The organism is Saccharothrix sp. S26 (assembly GCF_021390395.1).
GTDB lineage: Bacteria > Actinomycetota > Actinomycetes > Mycobacteriales > Pseudonocardiaceae > Actinosynnema.
This window is the reverse complement of sequence record NZ_JAJUWT010000022.1, coordinates 97,168-112,429: the sequence shown is the minus strand read 5'-3', so window position 1 is coordinate 112,429 and position 15,262 is coordinate 97,168. Positions and strand designations below refer to the sequence as shown.

At 69.6% G+C, this 15,262-nt stretch carries 11 protein-coding genes; 1 reads left to right on the top strand and 10 read right to left on the bottom strand.

Annotated features, from left to right (window positions below; genetic code table 11):
- The first annotated feature begins 45 nt into the window (after positions 1-45).
- Positions 46-2,736 carry a lectin gene (locus LZG04_RS31035; protein WP_233823618.1) on the top strand — a complete coding sequence of 897 codons (2,691 nt, stop codon included), beginning with the start codon at positions 46-48 and terminating at the stop codon, positions 2,734-2,736.
- Positions 2,737-2,822: 86 nt separating this feature from the next.
- Here the strand turns inward: LZG04_RS31035 and LZG04_RS31030 are convergent, their stop codons facing one another.
- The 10 genes from LZG04_RS31030 to LZG04_RS30985 all read right to left on the bottom strand — a co-directional run bounded on the left by LZG04_RS31030 (position 2,823) and on the right by LZG04_RS30985 (position 15,261).
- Positions 2,823-3,668, bottom strand: coding sequence for a carbohydrate ABC transporter permease (locus LZG04_RS31030; RefSeq protein ID WP_233823616.1), 846 nt, complete (start codon positions 3,666-3,668; stop codon positions 2,823-2,825).
- Positions 3,665-4,597 carry a carbohydrate ABC transporter permease gene (locus LZG04_RS31025; RefSeq protein WP_233823614.1) on the bottom strand — a complete coding sequence of 311 codons (933 nt, stop codon included), beginning with the start codon at positions 4,595-4,597 and terminating at the stop codon, positions 3,665-3,667. The genes LZG04_RS31030 and LZG04_RS31025 overlap by 4 nt, the downstream gene beginning before the upstream one ends.
- Positions 4,594-5,835, bottom strand: a complete 1,242-nt coding sequence (locus LZG04_RS31020; RefSeq protein WP_233823612.1) for an ABC transporter substrate-binding protein — start codon at positions 5,833-5,835, stop codon at positions 4,594-4,596. The genes LZG04_RS31025 and LZG04_RS31020 overlap by 4 nt, the downstream gene beginning before the upstream one ends.
- Before the next feature lie 769 nt (positions 5,836-6,604).
- Positions 6,605-7,726, bottom strand: coding sequence for a hypothetical protein (locus LZG04_RS31015; RefSeq protein ID WP_233823610.1), 1,122 nt, complete (start codon positions 7,724-7,726; stop codon positions 6,605-6,607).
- A 184-nt stretch (positions 7,727-7,910) separates the two neighbouring features.
- A complete protein-coding gene (locus tag LZG04_RS31010; RefSeq protein ID WP_233823607.1) occupies positions 7,911-9,113 on the bottom strand; it encodes a C39 family peptidase in 1,203 nt (400 codons plus the stop codon).
- A gap of 51 nt (positions 9,114-9,164) precedes the next feature.
- Positions 9,165-10,388: a multiple monosaccharide ABC transporter permease gene (mmsB, locus tag LZG04_RS31005; RefSeq protein ID WP_233823606.1), complete on the bottom strand. Its 1,224-nt coding sequence runs from the start codon at positions 10,386-10,388 to the stop codon at positions 9,165-9,167.
- Positions 10,385-11,911 (bottom strand): multiple monosaccharide ABC transporter ATP-binding protein, encoded by a 1,527-nt coding sequence (gene mmsA, locus LZG04_RS31000; protein WP_233823604.1) that lies wholly within the window; start codon positions 11,909-11,911, stop codon positions 10,385-10,387. Before mmsA ends, mmsB begins: the two co-directional genes overlap by 4 nt.
- Before the next feature lie 11 nt (positions 11,912-11,922).
- A complete protein-coding gene (gene chvE, locus LZG04_RS30995; protein ID WP_233823602.1) occupies positions 11,923-13,032 on the bottom strand; it encodes a multiple monosaccharide ABC transporter substrate-binding protein in 1,110 nt (369 codons plus the stop codon).
- Positions 13,033-13,078: 46 nt separating this feature from the next.
- Complete coding sequence (gene araA / locus LZG04_RS30990) at positions 13,079-14,587, bottom strand: L-arabinose isomerase (protein ID WP_233823600.1); 1,509 nt, start codon at positions 14,585-14,587, stop codon at positions 13,079-13,081.
- 20 nt (positions 14,588-14,607) lie between these two features.
- Positions 14,608-15,261 (bottom strand): L-ribulose-5-phosphate 4-epimerase, encoded by a 654-nt coding sequence (locus LZG04_RS30985; protein WP_233823598.1) that lies wholly within the window; start codon positions 15,259-15,261, stop codon positions 14,608-14,610.
- Position 15,262: the final 1 nt, after the last annotated feature.

The window sequence follows — 15,262 nt, the reverse complement described above, 5'->3', positions numbered from 1 at the left end:
GGTTGACAACGTTGTCAGACCTCCTACCCCTGCCGGAGGTTCAGCATGCGTCTCCGCTCCGCGGCCGTCGCCGCCCTCACCCTCGTCGCGCTCGCCGTCCCCACCCGGGTCGGCGCGGCCCAGCCGGTCGCGATCACCGACCCCGCCCAGCACGTCAACCCGTTCGTCGGCACCAAACCCGGCGGCCCGGACTTCGGGCACGGCGGTGGCGCGGGCAACACCTTCCCCGGCGCGGTCGCGCCGTTCGGGATGCTCCAGTGGAGCCCCGACACGGTGACGCACCAGCACGGCGGCTACGACTACGACGACAACCGCATCCGCGGCTTCAGCCTCACGCACCTGTCGGGGCCGGGGTGCAGCGACTTCGGCACCGTGCCGTTCATGCCCTCGCTCGGCACTACCCCCGCGGCCTACTCGACGTTCTCCCACGCCGACGAGCAGGCGTCCCCCGGCTACTACTCGGTCCGCTTCGACAACGGCATCCGCACCGAGCTGACCGCCAACCAGCGCTCCGGGGTCGCGCGCTTCACCTACCCCGCCGGGCAGCGGGCGTCGCTCACCGTGGACGCGGCCCGCGCGTTCAACGCGGCGTCCGGCTCGATCACGGTCGGCACCGACAGCCTGTCCGGCTACACCGACAGCGGCGGGTTCTGCGGCACGGGCAACCGGTACCGGGTGCACTTCCACGTCACGTTCGACCAGCCGTTCGCCACCGCCGCGACGATCGCCGACGGCCACGTCACGCCGGGCGGTCGGGTGGTGGAAGGCGCGAGCCGGGGCGTGGCCCCGCCCGCGCCGAAGACCGCCGGGACGCAGCACGTGCCGACGACGTCCGCCGTCGAGGACGTGCGGCCGTTCGCCGCGTCGGCGTTCGTGTCGTTCAACGCCACCACGGTCACCGCACGGGTCGGCATCTCGTTCGTCAGCGTCGACAACGCCAAGGCCAACCTCGCCGCCGAGACCGGGACGCGCCCGTTCGACGAGGTCCGCGCGGCCGCACGCGCGGCGTGGAACTCCTGGCTGGGCCGCGTCGACGTCACCGGCGGCACGTCCACCCAGCTCCGCACCCTCTACACCGCGCTGTACCACTCGCTGCTGCACCCCAACGTGTTCAGCGACGTCAACGGCCAGTACGCGGGTTTCGACCGGCAGACCCACACGACCACGCGCACCCAGTACGCGAACTTCTCCGGCTGGGACGTCTACCGCTCCCAGATCGCGCTGATCGCGTTGTTGGGCCCGGCGGAGGCGTCCGACATCGCGCGGTCCGCGGTGAACCAGGCGGCGCAGGGCGGGTACTTCGACCGCTGGACGGTCGCCAACGGTGGCACCGGCGTGATGAACGGCGACCCGTTGCCGATCATCGTGTCCACCGCGCACGCGTTCGGCGGCACGGACTTCGACACGGCGGAGGCGTTGCGACGCGTGGTCGCGGGGGTGAACGACATCCGCCAGCGCCCGGGGTGGTTGCAGTTCAACGACTACGGGTACGTGCCGACGGGCCTGGGTGACGTGTGGGGCTCGGCCGCGACCACGTTGGAGTACACCAGCGCGGACTTCGCCATCTCCCAGTTCGCGGCGAGGGTGGGCGACACGGCCGCGGCGGAGAGGTTCCTGCGGCGGGCGCAGAACTGGCGCAGCCTGTTCAACTCGGGCAGCAAGTACGTGCAGCCGCGCAACACCGACCTGTCGTGGCCGGGTTTCAGCCCCACGCAGGAGAACGAGTACGTCGAGGGCAACGCGGCCCAGTACACGTGGATGGTGCCGTACAACCACCGCGGCCTGTTCGACGCGATGGGCGGCAACGCGGCCGTCGTGTCCCGATTGGACACTTTCTTCACCGAGCTGAACGCCGGGTCCAAGAAGCCGTACGCGTACCTGGGGAACGAGCCGACGCTCAACACGCCCTGGGCTTACGCGTACGCGGGTGCGCCGCACAAGACGCAGGACGTGGTGCGGCGGGCATTGACGACGATCTTCCAGCCCACGCCCGAGGGGTTGGTGGGCAACGACGACCTGGGCGAGATGTCGTCGTGGGCCGTGTGGGCGGCCTTGGGGCTCTACCCGCAGGCGCCGGGGCGGGCCGAGCTGGTGCTGGCCAGCCCTCAGTTCCCGGGCGTCACGATCACGCGGGGCAACGGGGTCGCGATCGCCATCACCGCCCCGAACGCGTCGGACACCGTGAAGTACGTGCAGTCGTTGCGGGTCGACGGGGTGGCGTCGGGCAAGCCCTGGCTGCCCTCGTCGTTCGTCGCGCGCGGCGGGTCGCTGGAGTTCGGCCTGGGCTCGACGCCGTCGACCTGGGGCAGCGGCGCGGCGGACGCGCCACCGTCGTTCGACGTGGGACCGAACCCGGCGCGGTCCGGCGCGGTGATCGGCCTGGCCGGCAAGTGCGTGGACGGCGAGCCCGCGGGCCTGACCGACGGTGCTCCCGTGCGCCTGTGGGACTGCAACAGCTCGGCCGCCCAGCAGTGGACCCTCGCCCCGGACGGCACGCTGCGGGCGTTGGGGCGGTGCCTGGACGTCAGCGGCAGCGGCCGGGCCAACGGGACGAAGGTGCAGCTGTGGACGTGCAACGGGACGGGCGCGCAGCAGTGGTGGCCGAAGGGTTCGACGCTGGTGAACTCCCCGTCCGGCAAGTGCCTGGACGTGCCGAACAGCAACGCGGTGAACGGGGTCCAGTTGCAGATCCACGACTGCAACGGGACCGGTGCCCAGCAGTGGCGGCTGCCGTGACCTGGGCGAGGTGAGCATGGGTTGAATTGGCCGGTCGCCACGGCTCTCCCAACACGTGGCGACCGGCCGTTGACACCGCGAGGTGGCTACTTGACGCCTCCTGCGGTCAAGCCCGCGATGATCCGGCGTTGGAACAGCAGCACCACTACGACCAGCGGGACGGTCACGATCACGCCGGCGGCCATCTGGGTGCCGAACGGCTGGTCGAAACCGTACGCCCCGGTGAACCGGGAGATCGCGACGGTGGCGGTCTGCATCGTGCTGTCGTTGACCATCGACAGGGCGATGATGAACTCGTTCCAGGCCGCGATGAACGTGATGATCGCGGTGGTGAAGATGCCCGGCGCGGCCAGCGGCAGGATCACCTTGCGGAACGCCTGGCCGCGCGTGCAGCCGTCGATCATCGCCGCCTGCTCCAGTTCCTCCGGCATCTGCCGGAAGAACGCGGTCAGGTTCCACACCGCCAGCGGCAGCGCGAACGACAGGCTCGGCACGATCATCGACTGGTAGGTGTTGATCCAGCCGATGTCGGTGAACAGCGCGAGCAGCGGCACCAGCAGGGAGATGCCGGGGAACATCGAGGTGGCGATGATCAGCGCCGCGACCGCGTTCTTGAACCGGAAGCGCAGCCGCGCCAGGGCGTACGCCGCCGACACGCCGATGACCAGCGTGAGCACCGTGGTGGTGCCCGCGACGACCAGGCTGTTGAGCAGCGACCGGCCGAACCCGACGCCGGGCGAGAACACCGCGGTCAGGTTGTCCAGCGAGAACGGCGAGGGCAGCGCGGTCAGCTCGAACTGGTCGGACGGGCGGCGGAACGCCGACACCGCCATCCAGTAGAACGGGGCCAGGCAGTAGACCAGGATCAGGCCCAGCCCGGCGAACGTCAGCACCTTCCGGGGCAGCGTGGCCCTGGGTCGGGTGGCGGTCATTTGCGCGCCCTTTCCCGAGCCGCGCCGATGACGTCCGCGCCCAGCAGCCGCACGAACACCAGCGCGGTGACGGCCACGTAGACGAACAGGATCGTCGCGTACGCGGCAGCCGGTCCGAACCTCAGGCTCGACGCCTCGTCGAAGGCCACCATGGACAGCGTCTCCACCGATTCCTTGCGGCTGCCGATGAGCACGAACGGCAGGTCGAACATGCGCAGCGCGTCGAGCACCCGGAACAGCACCGCCACCAGCAAGGCGGGTTTGACGAGCGGGAGCGTGATGCGCCAGAACTGCCGCCACGGTGACGCGCCGTCGACGCGCGCGGCTTCGTAGACGTCGTTCGGGATGATCTGCAACCCGGCCAGCACGAGCAGGCCGACGAACGGCGCGGTCTTCCACACGTCGGCGAGGATGACGGCGAACTTCGCCTGCCAGCCCTCGGTCGTCCACAGGACCTGCTGCCCGATGACGGCGTTCGCCACGCCGTCGGCCTGGAAGATCCACCGCCACAGCAACGCGGAGACGGCGGTGGGCACGGCCCACGGCACGAGGATGCCGGCGCGCACGACGCCGCGCCAACGGATCGCGTGGTGCATCACCAGCGCCATCGCGACGCCGATCACGACTTCGAGCGCGACCGTGATGACGGTGAACAGCGTGGTGTTGCCGAACGCGTTCCAGAACCGGGCGGCGGACTCGCCGGCGAAGATCGCGGTGTAGTTGTCGAGGCCGACGAAACGCGAGCCCTCCACGACGAAACCGCTCTCGTCGAGGTCGGTGCCCTCCCGGAACACCGACTCGCGCAGCGCCGCCACCAGCGGGTACCCGACCACGAGGCCGAGCACGATGAACGTCGGTGACAGCAGCGCCGCGGCGAGTCGCCCCGCGCCCGAGGTCGCACCCCGGGCGCGGCGGGCGACCGTGGTCACTTCAGCAGCTCCTGCAACTTCGACTGGAGGTCCTTGAGCGCCACGTCGCTGGGCTTCTCACCGGTCAACGCGGCGTAGGCGGCTTCCTGGATGGCCTGCGTGACGTCGCCGTAGCGGACGGCCTGCGGGCGCGGCTTGGCGGAGAGGATGGACTCCTTGAGCGTGGGCAGGTACGGGAACTGCTTGATCAGCTCGGCGTCGTCGTACAGGCTCGCCAGGGTCGGCGCCTGCGAGGTGGCCAGCAGGTTGGAGCGCTGCGCGGACTCGCTGGTGAAGAACTTGATGAAGTCCAGCGCGGTGGCCTTGTTCTTGCCGAACGCGGAGATGGCGAAGTTGTGCCCGCCGAGGGTGGAGCTGCCGGGGCCGTTCAGGCCGGGCAGGGGCGCGACGTCGAACTTGCCCGCGACCTGCGAGGAGCCGTCCGTCTTGCCGGCCAGGTTCCACTGGTAGGGCCACTGGCGGTGGAACAGCAGCTCGCCCGCCTGGAACGCGCGGCGACCCTCCTCTTCCTTGTAGGTGATGGCCTTCTGCGGGATGATGCCCTGCTGGAAGCCGGTGACCAGGGCGTCCAGCCCGGCCTTCGCCTCGGGCGAGTCGACCACCGGCTTGCCGGAGGAGTCGACCACGTCGCCGCCCGCGGAGTGCACGGCCTCGTCGAAGTTGACCGTCAGGCCCTCGTACTTCTCGAACTGCCCGGCGTAGCAGCCGATCGCCGGCTGGGTGGCCTTGACCGCCTGGCAGGCGGTGGTCAGCTCGGCCCACGTCTTCGGCGGCTTCAGGCCGGCCGCGTCGAGCAGGTCCTTGCGGTAGTACAGCAGGCCGCCGTCGGAGTAGACCGGCACGGCGTAGAGCTTGTCGCGGTACTGCGCGGTCTTGACCGCCGGCTGGAGGAACTTGTCCAGGTCGAACTGGGAGGCGGGCAGTTCGACGACCCAGCGGTTGGCCGCGAACTCCGCGGTCCAGACGACATCGAGGTTGAGGATCGTGTACGCGTCGGACTTGACCTGCGCGTTCTGCACCATCTGCTGGCGCTGGGCGTCGGCGGACTCGGGCAGTTCGATGATCCGGACCTGCTCGTTGGCGTGCGAGGCGTTCCACTCGTCGACGAGCTTCTGCATGTTGCCGGACGTGTCCTTGCCGGTGGCGAACGTGACCTCGCCCCGACCTTCGAGCGCACCGCCGGGCTGCTCGCCGCCTTGGTCCCCTCCGCTGCCGCACGACGCGAGGAGGACTGCCACACCCAGCGCCGCGGTTGCCCGCGCCGCCGTTGTCCGAACGCCCATTACCGAGACTCTCCTTCGTTCTGGTCTTGCCCTGTCAAGCGGATGAGGCCGGCCGCCGCGGCTGTCGGTCCCCGCTGGTGAAAGCAGTGGTGGTGAACTTCCCGGTGCACACCTACAGCAAGTTGATCTTTCACGCGATCACCGCGTTCGATGTCACTTCGGGGTCCAGCAGGGTTGGCGTCGCCGAAGGGGTGGGTGGAGGCGGCGCGGTGGCCGGAGCCGGCGGGGTGGCGAAGGCGGTGGGGAGGAGGGTGAGGGCAGGGTGGCACGTGGTCGCCGGGTAGCCGGGACGTGCCATGGTCCGCTCCCCCTTCCCCAGGACGCTTCGACGGGCGTTTGACCGTTCAAAACGCGCGGTACTGTGTCGCGGGCCACAGCGTTGTGTCAAGGAGTGGGACGCGGGCGTGATCGGACCGCAACTCTTTCGCGTCTCGGGGCGATATCTGGGGGGTTGTTCACAGGAAGGTGGTCTGGGCCGGGCGCAAGCCCGGGTGCAAGTGCGGTGCGCAAGTGCGGTGCGCAAGTGCGGTGCACAAGTCCGGGGAGAGTCCGGGGCAAGCCCGGCGCGATTTGACATGGGGCCCGTACGGGCACTCCAGGCAGGCCAAAGCCGGCAGGCCCGGCGGGGAAGAGCGTCCCGCCAGGCCTGCCGGCTTCGACCAGCCTAAAGCACCCGTACCCATGTCAAATCGGGCCTCGGAGGTCAGGTTCCGGGTCCGTCGGGTCAGCAGATGGTTTGGCGGCTGTTGACCAAGGTGTTGTTGCGGAAGGTGGTGTTGGTGCCGCAGGGGTTCTCGGTGATGGCCGAGTTGGTGACGGTCAGGTTCTGGATGGTGACGTCACGGGTGATCGGGAACTCCGAGCGGGCGGCCAGGCGGATCTCGCCGCCACCGGTGACGCTGCCGCCCTGGGCCGCGATGTTCACGTTGTAGCAGTTCTCGATCAGGATCGAGTTGTTGCCCGTGTTGGAGATGGTGATGCGGTCGATCTGCAGGCCGCCGCTCTCCGAGACGCAGAAGATGCCGCGGCCGCCGCCGCGGGCGATGACCTGGCCCACGCGGATGTTGGTCGGGTAGCTGCTGCCGATGCGGCCGTTGCGGTTGGCGGTGCGGAAGGCGGCGTAGCCCGTGCCGGTGCCCGCGTTCTCCGCGTCGACGGTGCCCACGGTGGCGTTGATGGTCTGGTTGAGCAGCAGGCCGGACTCGCCGACGCTTCGGGCCACGACCGTGCCGATGGTCAGGCCGTCGACGCCGTAGGTCTCCACGGCGTGGCTGCTCGCGCCCTGCACGTAGGCGTAGTCGATGCGGACGTTGCGGGTCCACTGGCTGGTGTCGCCGCGGTTGTCGATGCGCACGCCCAGGCCGCCGGACAGGCGCATGTTCACGTTGCCGATCACCACGTTGGTGACGTTGCGCATGAAGATGCCGTACAGCGGGGTGCCGGTGAGGGTGAGGTTCTGGACCTCGATGTCGCGCACGCCGCGCGCGTAGATCGGCGCGTAGTCGCCGGAGCCGGTGCCGGTGACGTTGATGGTGCCGCACACGTCGATGGTGGTGTAGCTGCGCATCGAGTAGCGCTCGCCCGCGGGGATGGAGCCGGATGCCCGGACGACGATCCGCTCCTTGTAGGTGCGGTTGGCGGTGAGGCTGTCGTTGGCCGCCTGCATGGCGGCGCGCAGGCTGCTGCCGCTGTAGACCGTGCTGCCGCCCCTGCGGGCGGTGAAGCTGCTGCCGGAGCCGGTCACCTCGGCCTGGTACGAGCCGTCGCCGCAGGCGGCTTGGGCTTCCGGCGCGGTGACCTGGAGCAGCGCCGCTGTCAACGCTGACACGGCGAGGAGTGCTTTCATGTGGTGATCTCCTGGTTGGTAAGCGCTTTCCTGGTGGCGGCGGAGATCTTGTGTGCTGTTTCGGTGGTGGTTGGAGCAGCGGCGGCCCGCCGAGGGACGTGACGGGCCGCCACCGTGCTGTGGACCTGGGAGCGTTCCCAGGGATAACGGGTAGTGAATCGGATAACGGATGGGGCGTCAAGACTCAGCGGCTGATGATGTAGGCGATGCCGCCCGAGCCCGAGGCGATCGAGCCGTCGGCGCGGTGGCGCTTGGTGCGCAGCCAGACGTTCTCGAACTGGGCGCGGTCGTAGACGCGGCGCACGGCGTCGTTCGAGGGGGACGCCGGGTCGTTGGCGATCACGTCGCCGTCCGCGGTGAAGCCGATGACGACCATGATGTGGCCCGCGGTGCCGTAGCCGGCGCCGTCGAGCTCGTCCTCGCGGAACGACTGGGAGGTGATGACGGGCACGCCGCGGGCGATGTAGCCCTCAAGTTCGGACAGCGACCGCAGGCGGGTGACGTGGGCGCGCAGCCCGAAGGCCGCCGCGTACGCGGTGTTGAACGGCCAGTTACCCGCGCCGCGGTAGGCGTGGTCGTAGGTGTGGCGGGCGGCGTGGTCGACGGTCGGGTCGACGTGGCCCGGGTCCACCCAGGACAGGTCGTCGGCGGTCGGGCCGCGGCCGTGGTACTCGACCACCATCTCGGTGGACGTGGGGCTGCACCACGCTTCGCCACCGCCGTCGTACTCGGGGTAGTGGCCCTCGTGGACGTTCTGCGAGTAGCGCGGCACGGGCAGTTCGAGGCCGCGGGCCACGCCCGGCGCGCTCGTCGGCACGGTGAAGCGGTCCGGGATGGCGGAGGCCATCGCGCCGGCCATGCGCAGCAGCGGTGACGTGCGGGTGCCGGTGAGCCGGTAGAGGGTGACGCGCAGTTGGTAGGCGCGCAGCGGCCGGGCGGCCAGGAAGGTGTCCACGTCGACCGAGCCGTGCTCGTCCGACTGGTCGGGGACCGTGGTCCGCTGGACGTCCTGGTCGCCGAACGCCCACCGGCCCATCACGTACCAGCCGGTGCCGTCGCCGCGCAGGTCGACCTGGAGCCAGGTGCCGGGCGGGGTGTCGGCGTTCCACGAGGCCACGGCCTGGGTGGCGGCGAAGCCGGTGACCCGGCGGGGCGAGGTCCACCGGGCGTAGTCGTAGGTGCGACCGGCGTGGTCGAGGACGCCGATCGGGCGGCGGATCGCGAGGCCGCCGGGCACGGGCGCGGTGCCCTCGTGCTCGCCCTGGACGAGCTGGGCGGAACGCCACTCGCGGTAGTCGACGCGTGCGCCCTCGGCCACCGCGGGCGGGGCCGCGGTGAAGCCGAGGGCGAGCACGGCGGACAGGACCGACACGACCCGGAACGTCATGTCGGAAATTGTCGCGCTAGAGCACTACTTTGTAATCAACCGACAGAGTGGTCACGCGCGGCCGCGGCGCTTGGTCCACACGTCGTAGGCGACCGCGGCCAGCAGGACCAGGCCCTTGACCAGCATGACCCGTTCGCTGGGCGCGCCGATCAACGACATGCCGTTGTTGATCACACCCATGATCAGGCCGCCGGTGATCGCGCCGACCACCCGGCCCACACCGCCCTGGACCGCCGCGCCGCCGATGAACGCCGCCGCGATCGCGTCCAGCTCGAACGCGTTGCCCGCGGTCGGACCGGCCTGGTTGAGGCGACCGGCGAAGATCACGCCGGCCAGGGCCGAGAGCAGGCCCATGTTCACGAACACCCAGAACGTGACCTGCTTGACCTTCACGCCGGACAGCGTCGCGGCCTGGAGGTTGCCGCCGATGGCGTAGATGTGCCGGCCGAACACCGACTTGTTCGCCATCACCGAGTAGCCCAGCGCCAGCACCGCGAGCAGCACGAGCACCCACGGCAGGTTGCGGAACCGGGCCAACTGCACGACCACGGCCAGCACCACGGCCGCCGCCAGCGCGATCTTCGCCACGAAGATCGGGAACGGGTCGACGACCTGCCCGTAGGCCAGCCGCGCCTTGCGGTTGCGCCACTGGTTGAACGCGAACCCGGCCACCACCGCGACGCCGACCAGCAGGCTGAGCAGGTCCGCGCCGCCCAGCGGGCCGAGGCCGACGTTGCCCAGGTAGCCCTCGGTGAACCCGTTGGCCAGGGTGCGGATCTGGTCCGGGAACGGGCCGATGCCCTGGTTGCCCAGTACGGTCAGGGTGAGCGCGCGGAACACGAGCATGCCCGCCAGCGTCACGATGAACGCCGGGATGCCGAAGAAGGCCACCCAGTAGCCCTGCGCCGCGCCGATCACCGCGCCCGCGAGCAGCGTGATCAGCACCGCCAGCGGCCACGGCAGCCCCATCTGCACGGTGAGCACCGCGCAGATCGCGCCGGTCAGCGCGACCACCGACCCGACGGACAGGTCGATGTGCCCGCCGATGATCACCAGGATCATGCCGATGGCCAGGATCAGCACGTACGAGTTCTGCACGATGATGTTGGAGATGTTCTGCGGGGTGAGCAGAGCACCGTCCGTCAACACCGTGAACAGCAGCACGATCAGCGCGAAGGCGATGTAGATGCCGGACTGGCGCAGGTTGATCGTGAACCTGCGCTGCGGCGGCCCGGCCTGTTGCGCCGCCGGCGTGGCCGCGGTCTTGGTGGTCATGAGGTCTGTCCCTGGGTCATGTGGTGCATCAGGCGTTCCTGGGTGGCTTCCGCGCGGTCCAGCTCACCGGTGATCCGGCCCTCGGACAGGGTGTAGACCCGGTCGCACAGGCCGAGCAGCTCCGGCAGCTCGGAGGAGATGACCAAGACCGCGCGGCCCTGGTCGGCCAGGTCGTTGATGATCGAGTAGATCTCGTACTTCGCGCCGACGTCGATGCCGCGGGTCGGCTCGTCGAGGATCAGCACGTCCGGGTCGGTGAACATCCACTTCGCCAGCACGACCTTCTGCTGGTTGCCGCCCGACAGCGACGCCGTCGGGGTGGCGACGCTGGGCGTCTTGATGTTCATCGAGCGCCGGTACCGCTCGGCGACCGAGTGCTCCTCGTTCTCGTTCACCCAGCCGCGCGTGGCCAGCTTCTCCAGGCCCGCCGCGGACACGTTGAGCTTGACGTCCTGGATGAGGTTCAGCCCGTAGCGCTTGCGGTCCTCGCTGACGTAGGCCAGCCCGTGCTCGATGGCCTTGCGGACGGTGCGCGTGTCGATCTCGCGGCCGTCCTTGACCACCCGGCCGGAGATGCCCACGCCGTAGGACCGCCCGAACACGCTCATCGCGAGCTCGGTGCGGCCCGCGCCCATGAGGCCCGCCAGGCCGACGATCTCACCGCGCCGCAGCACGAGGTTCGCGTTGTCGACCACGACCCGGTCGGGCTGCGACGGGCTGTGCACGGTCCAGTCCTCGATCCGCAGCACCTCGTCGCCGATCTTGGGCGTGCGCGGCGGGAAGCGGTGCTCAAGGTCGCGGCCGACCATGCCGGAGATGATCCGGTCCTCGGTCACGTCCTTGGCGGGCAGCGTCTCGATCGTGCGACCGTCGCGCAGGATCGTGATGCTGTCGGAGATCCGCGTCACCTCGTTGAGCTTGTGCGAGATGATCACCGAGGTGATGCCCTCGTCGCGCAGGCCGTCGAGCAGGTCGAGCAGGTGCGCGGAGTCGTCGTCGTTCAACGCCGCGGTCGGCTCGTCCAGGATCAGCAGCTTGACGTCCTTGGCCAGGGCCTTGGCGATCTCCACCAGCTGCTGCTTGCCCACGCCCAGGTCGTGCACGGGCGTGGTCGGGTTCTCCCGCAGGCCCACGCGGGCGAGCAGGGCGCCCGCCGCGTGGTTGGTGCGGTTCCAGTCGATGAACCCGCGCTTGGCCCGCTCGTTGCCGAGGAACAGGTTCTCCGCGATGGACAGCTGGCCGCACAGCGCCAGCTCCTGGTGGATGATCACGATGCCGCGCCGCTCGCTGTCGCGGACGCCGCCGAACGCGCAGGGCTCGCCCTCGAAGACGATGTCGCCCTCGTAGGACCCGTGGGGGTGCACGCCCGAGAGGACCTTCATCAGCGTGGACTTGCCCGCGCCGTTCTCACCGCAGATCGCGTGGATCTCACCGCGCCGCACGGACAACGTGACGTCGTGCAGCGCGGTGACCCCGGCGAACCGCTTGGTGATGCCGCGCATCACCAGGATTTCGTCGGACATGGTGTGCAAACCTACTTCAGCTGATCCGCGGTGTAGTAGCCGCTGTCCACGAGGACCTTCTGGTAGTTGCCCTTGTCCACGATCACCGATTCGAGCAGGTACGACGGCACGACCTTCTTGCCGTTGTCGTAGTCCTTCTCGTTGTTGACCTCGGGCTTGTCGCCCTTGAGCACCGAGTCGGCCATCTTGACGGTGGTCGCCGCGAGCTCGCGGGTGTCCTTGTAGATGGTCGAGTACTGCTCGCCCGCGATGATCGACTTCACCGACGCGACCTCGGCGTCCTGACCGGTCACGATCGGGTACGGGTTGCCGCCCGTGCCGTAGCCGCTGCTCTTGAGCGCGGACAGGATGCCGATGGACAGGCCGTCGTACGGCGACAGCACGCCGTGCACCTTGTCGGAGCCGTAGGTGGAGGTCAGCAGGTCCTCCATGCGCTTCTGGGCCGTGGCCGGGTCCCAGCGCAGGATGGCGACGGTCTTGAAGTCGGTCTGGCCGCTCTTGACCACCAGCGTGCCCTTGTCGATGTGCGGCTGGAGCACCGACATCGCGCCGTTGAAGAAGAACGTGGCGTTGTTGTCGTCCGGGGAGCCGGCGAACAGCTCGATGTTCAACGGGCCCTTGGCGTCACCGGGGGTGCCGTCGGCCTTGAGCACGTTCAGCCCGGTCAGCAACGAGGTCGCCTGCTGCACGCCGACCTTGAAGTTGTCGAACGTGGCGTAGTAGTCGACGCTGTCGGTGTTGCGCAGCAGCCGGTCGTAGGCGATGACCGGGATGTTGGCGTCCTGCGCCTGCTGGAGCTGCGACGTGATCGCGGTGCCGTCGATCGAGGCCACGATGAGCAGCTTCGCGCCCTTGGTGATCTGGTTCTCGATCTGGTTGGCCTGCGTCGGGATGTCGTTCTCGGCGTACTGGAGGTCGACCTTGTAGCCCTTCTCCTCCAACGCCTTCTTGATGTTGTCGCCGTCGTGGATCCAGCGCTCGGACGAGCGGGTCGGCATCGTGACGCCGACGAGCGCGCCGTCCGTCGAGCCGGTCTGCTGGTCGACGGTCTTCTCCGCCGACCCGCAGGCGGCGAGCATCAGGCCGGCCGCGGTGATGGCGGCGATCCGCGGAAACCTCATTGTTTCTTCTCTCCCTAGATGGTGGTGCCAAGCCCAGGTCCGGCGGCTAGCGCAGGCCCTGTGCGAGTCGGAAGTACGCCTGGTTCCAGCGCAGGCGGTCGCTGAACGACGCGGTCGTCGTGTCCTGGTCGATGACCACCAGTTCGGTGTTCACCATGGTCGCGAAGTCGCGCAGCGTATCCGAGCTCACGGCTTGCGTCATCACGGTGTGGTGCGGGCCTCCCGCGGTCAGCCACGACTCGGCCGACGTCGACAGCGACGGCGCGGGCTTCCACACGGCGCGCGCGACCGGCAGGTTCGGCAGCGGCTCGTCCGGCGGCACGACCTCGACCTCGTTGGCGACCAGCCGGAACCGCTCGCCCAGGTCGGCCAGGCCGACGACCACGGCGGGGCCCGCCGCCGCGTCGAACACCAGCCGCACCGGGTCCTCCCGGCCGCCGATGCCCAGCGGGTGGATCTCGCACGAGGGCTGGTCGGCCGCGATGGTCGGGCACACCTCCAGCATGTGCGCACCCAGGATCTTCGGCTCGCCCGGCCCGAAGTGGTAGGTGTAGTCCTCCATGAACGACGTGCCGCGGCCCGTGCCCGCGCCCATCGCCTTCACCGCGGCCAGCAGGGCGGAGGTCTTCCAGTCGCCCTCGCCGCCGAAGCCGTAGCCGTCGGCCATCAGCCGCTGCACGGCCAGGCCGGGCAGCTGCCGCAGCCCGCCGAGGTCCTCGAAGTTCGTGGTGAACGCGCCGAAGCCGCCGTCGGTGAGGAACCGGCGCAGGCCGGCCTCGATGCGCGCCGCGTACCGCAGCGACTCGTGCCGCTCCGCGCCCTTGTGCAGCGCGTCCGCGAGCCGGTAGGTGTCGGCGTACTCGGTGACCAGGACGTCGATCTCCTCGTCCTCGACCGCGTCCACCAGCGCGACCAGGTCGTTCACGCCGTAGGTGTTCACCGAGACGCCGAAGCGCAGCTCGGCCTCCACCTTGTCACCCTCGGTGACCGCGACGCCCCGCATGTTGTCGCCGAACCGGGCGAGCTTCAACCCGTTGAGGTGGCTGTAGCCGGTGGCGGCACGCACCCAGCCGTCGATCCGCTCGGCCAGCAGCGGGTCGCTCGCGTGGCCGGCCACGGTCTTGCGCGGCACGCCGAGCCTGGTCTGGATGAACCCGAACTCGCGGTCGCCGTGGGCGGCCTGGTTGAGGTTCATGAAGTCCATGTCGATGGTCGACCACGGCAGCGCCTCGTTGAGCTGCGTGTGCAGGTGCAGCAGCGGCTTGCGCAGCGCGTCCAGCCCGGTGATCCACATCTTGGCGGGTGAGAACGTGTGCATCCACGCGATCACGCCGATGCACGACGGGTCGGCGTTGGCCGCGAGCATCACGTCGCGGATGGCGGCGGTGTCGGTCAGCACCGGCTGCCACACCAGCTCCGCGGCGATCCGGCCCGACTCGGTGAGCATCCGCTGGATCTGCTGCGACTGCTGGGCGACCTGTTCGAGCGTTTCCGGGCCGTAGAGGTGCTGGCTCCCGGTCAGGAACCAGACCTGCGGCTTCCCAGCAGGCGACATGCGGGTCTCCCCTCGTGGGCTCATTGCCCGTAGACGTTCTGGTAACGGGCGTACAGGCTGTCGACGTGGTGCTGCTCGATCGGCTTGGGCGTGCCGAGCTGGTGTGCGAAGTGGACGGTGCGGGCCACGTCCTCCAGCATCACCGCGGCCTTCACCGCCGCCCGGGCGTCCTTGCCGATCGTGAACGGGCCGTGGTTGCGCATCAGCACGGCCGGCGACCGGCTCTCGCGCAACGTCTCCACGATGCCCTGGCCGATCGAGTCGTCGCCGATGAGCGCGAACGGGCCCACCGGGATGTCACCGCCGAACTCGTCGGCGATCATCGTGAGCACGCACGGGATCGGCTCGCCGCGCGCCGCCCACGCCGTGGCGTACGGGGAGTGCGTGTGCACCACCCCGTTCACCTCGGGCATGTGCCGGTACACGTAGGCGTGCGCGGCGGTGTCGGAGGAGGGCGAGTAGTCGCCCTCCACCAGGTTGCCGTGCAGGTCGGTGACGACCATCGCGTCCGGGGTCAGCTCGTCGTAGGACACGCCGGACGGCTTGATGACCATCAGATCCTGGCCGGGCACGCGGGCCGAGACGTTGCCCGCGGTCCAGATCACCAGCTCGTAGCGGGTCAGCTCGCGGTGCAGGTCGGCGACCGTGCGGCGGAGGTCTTGGATGACGGACACC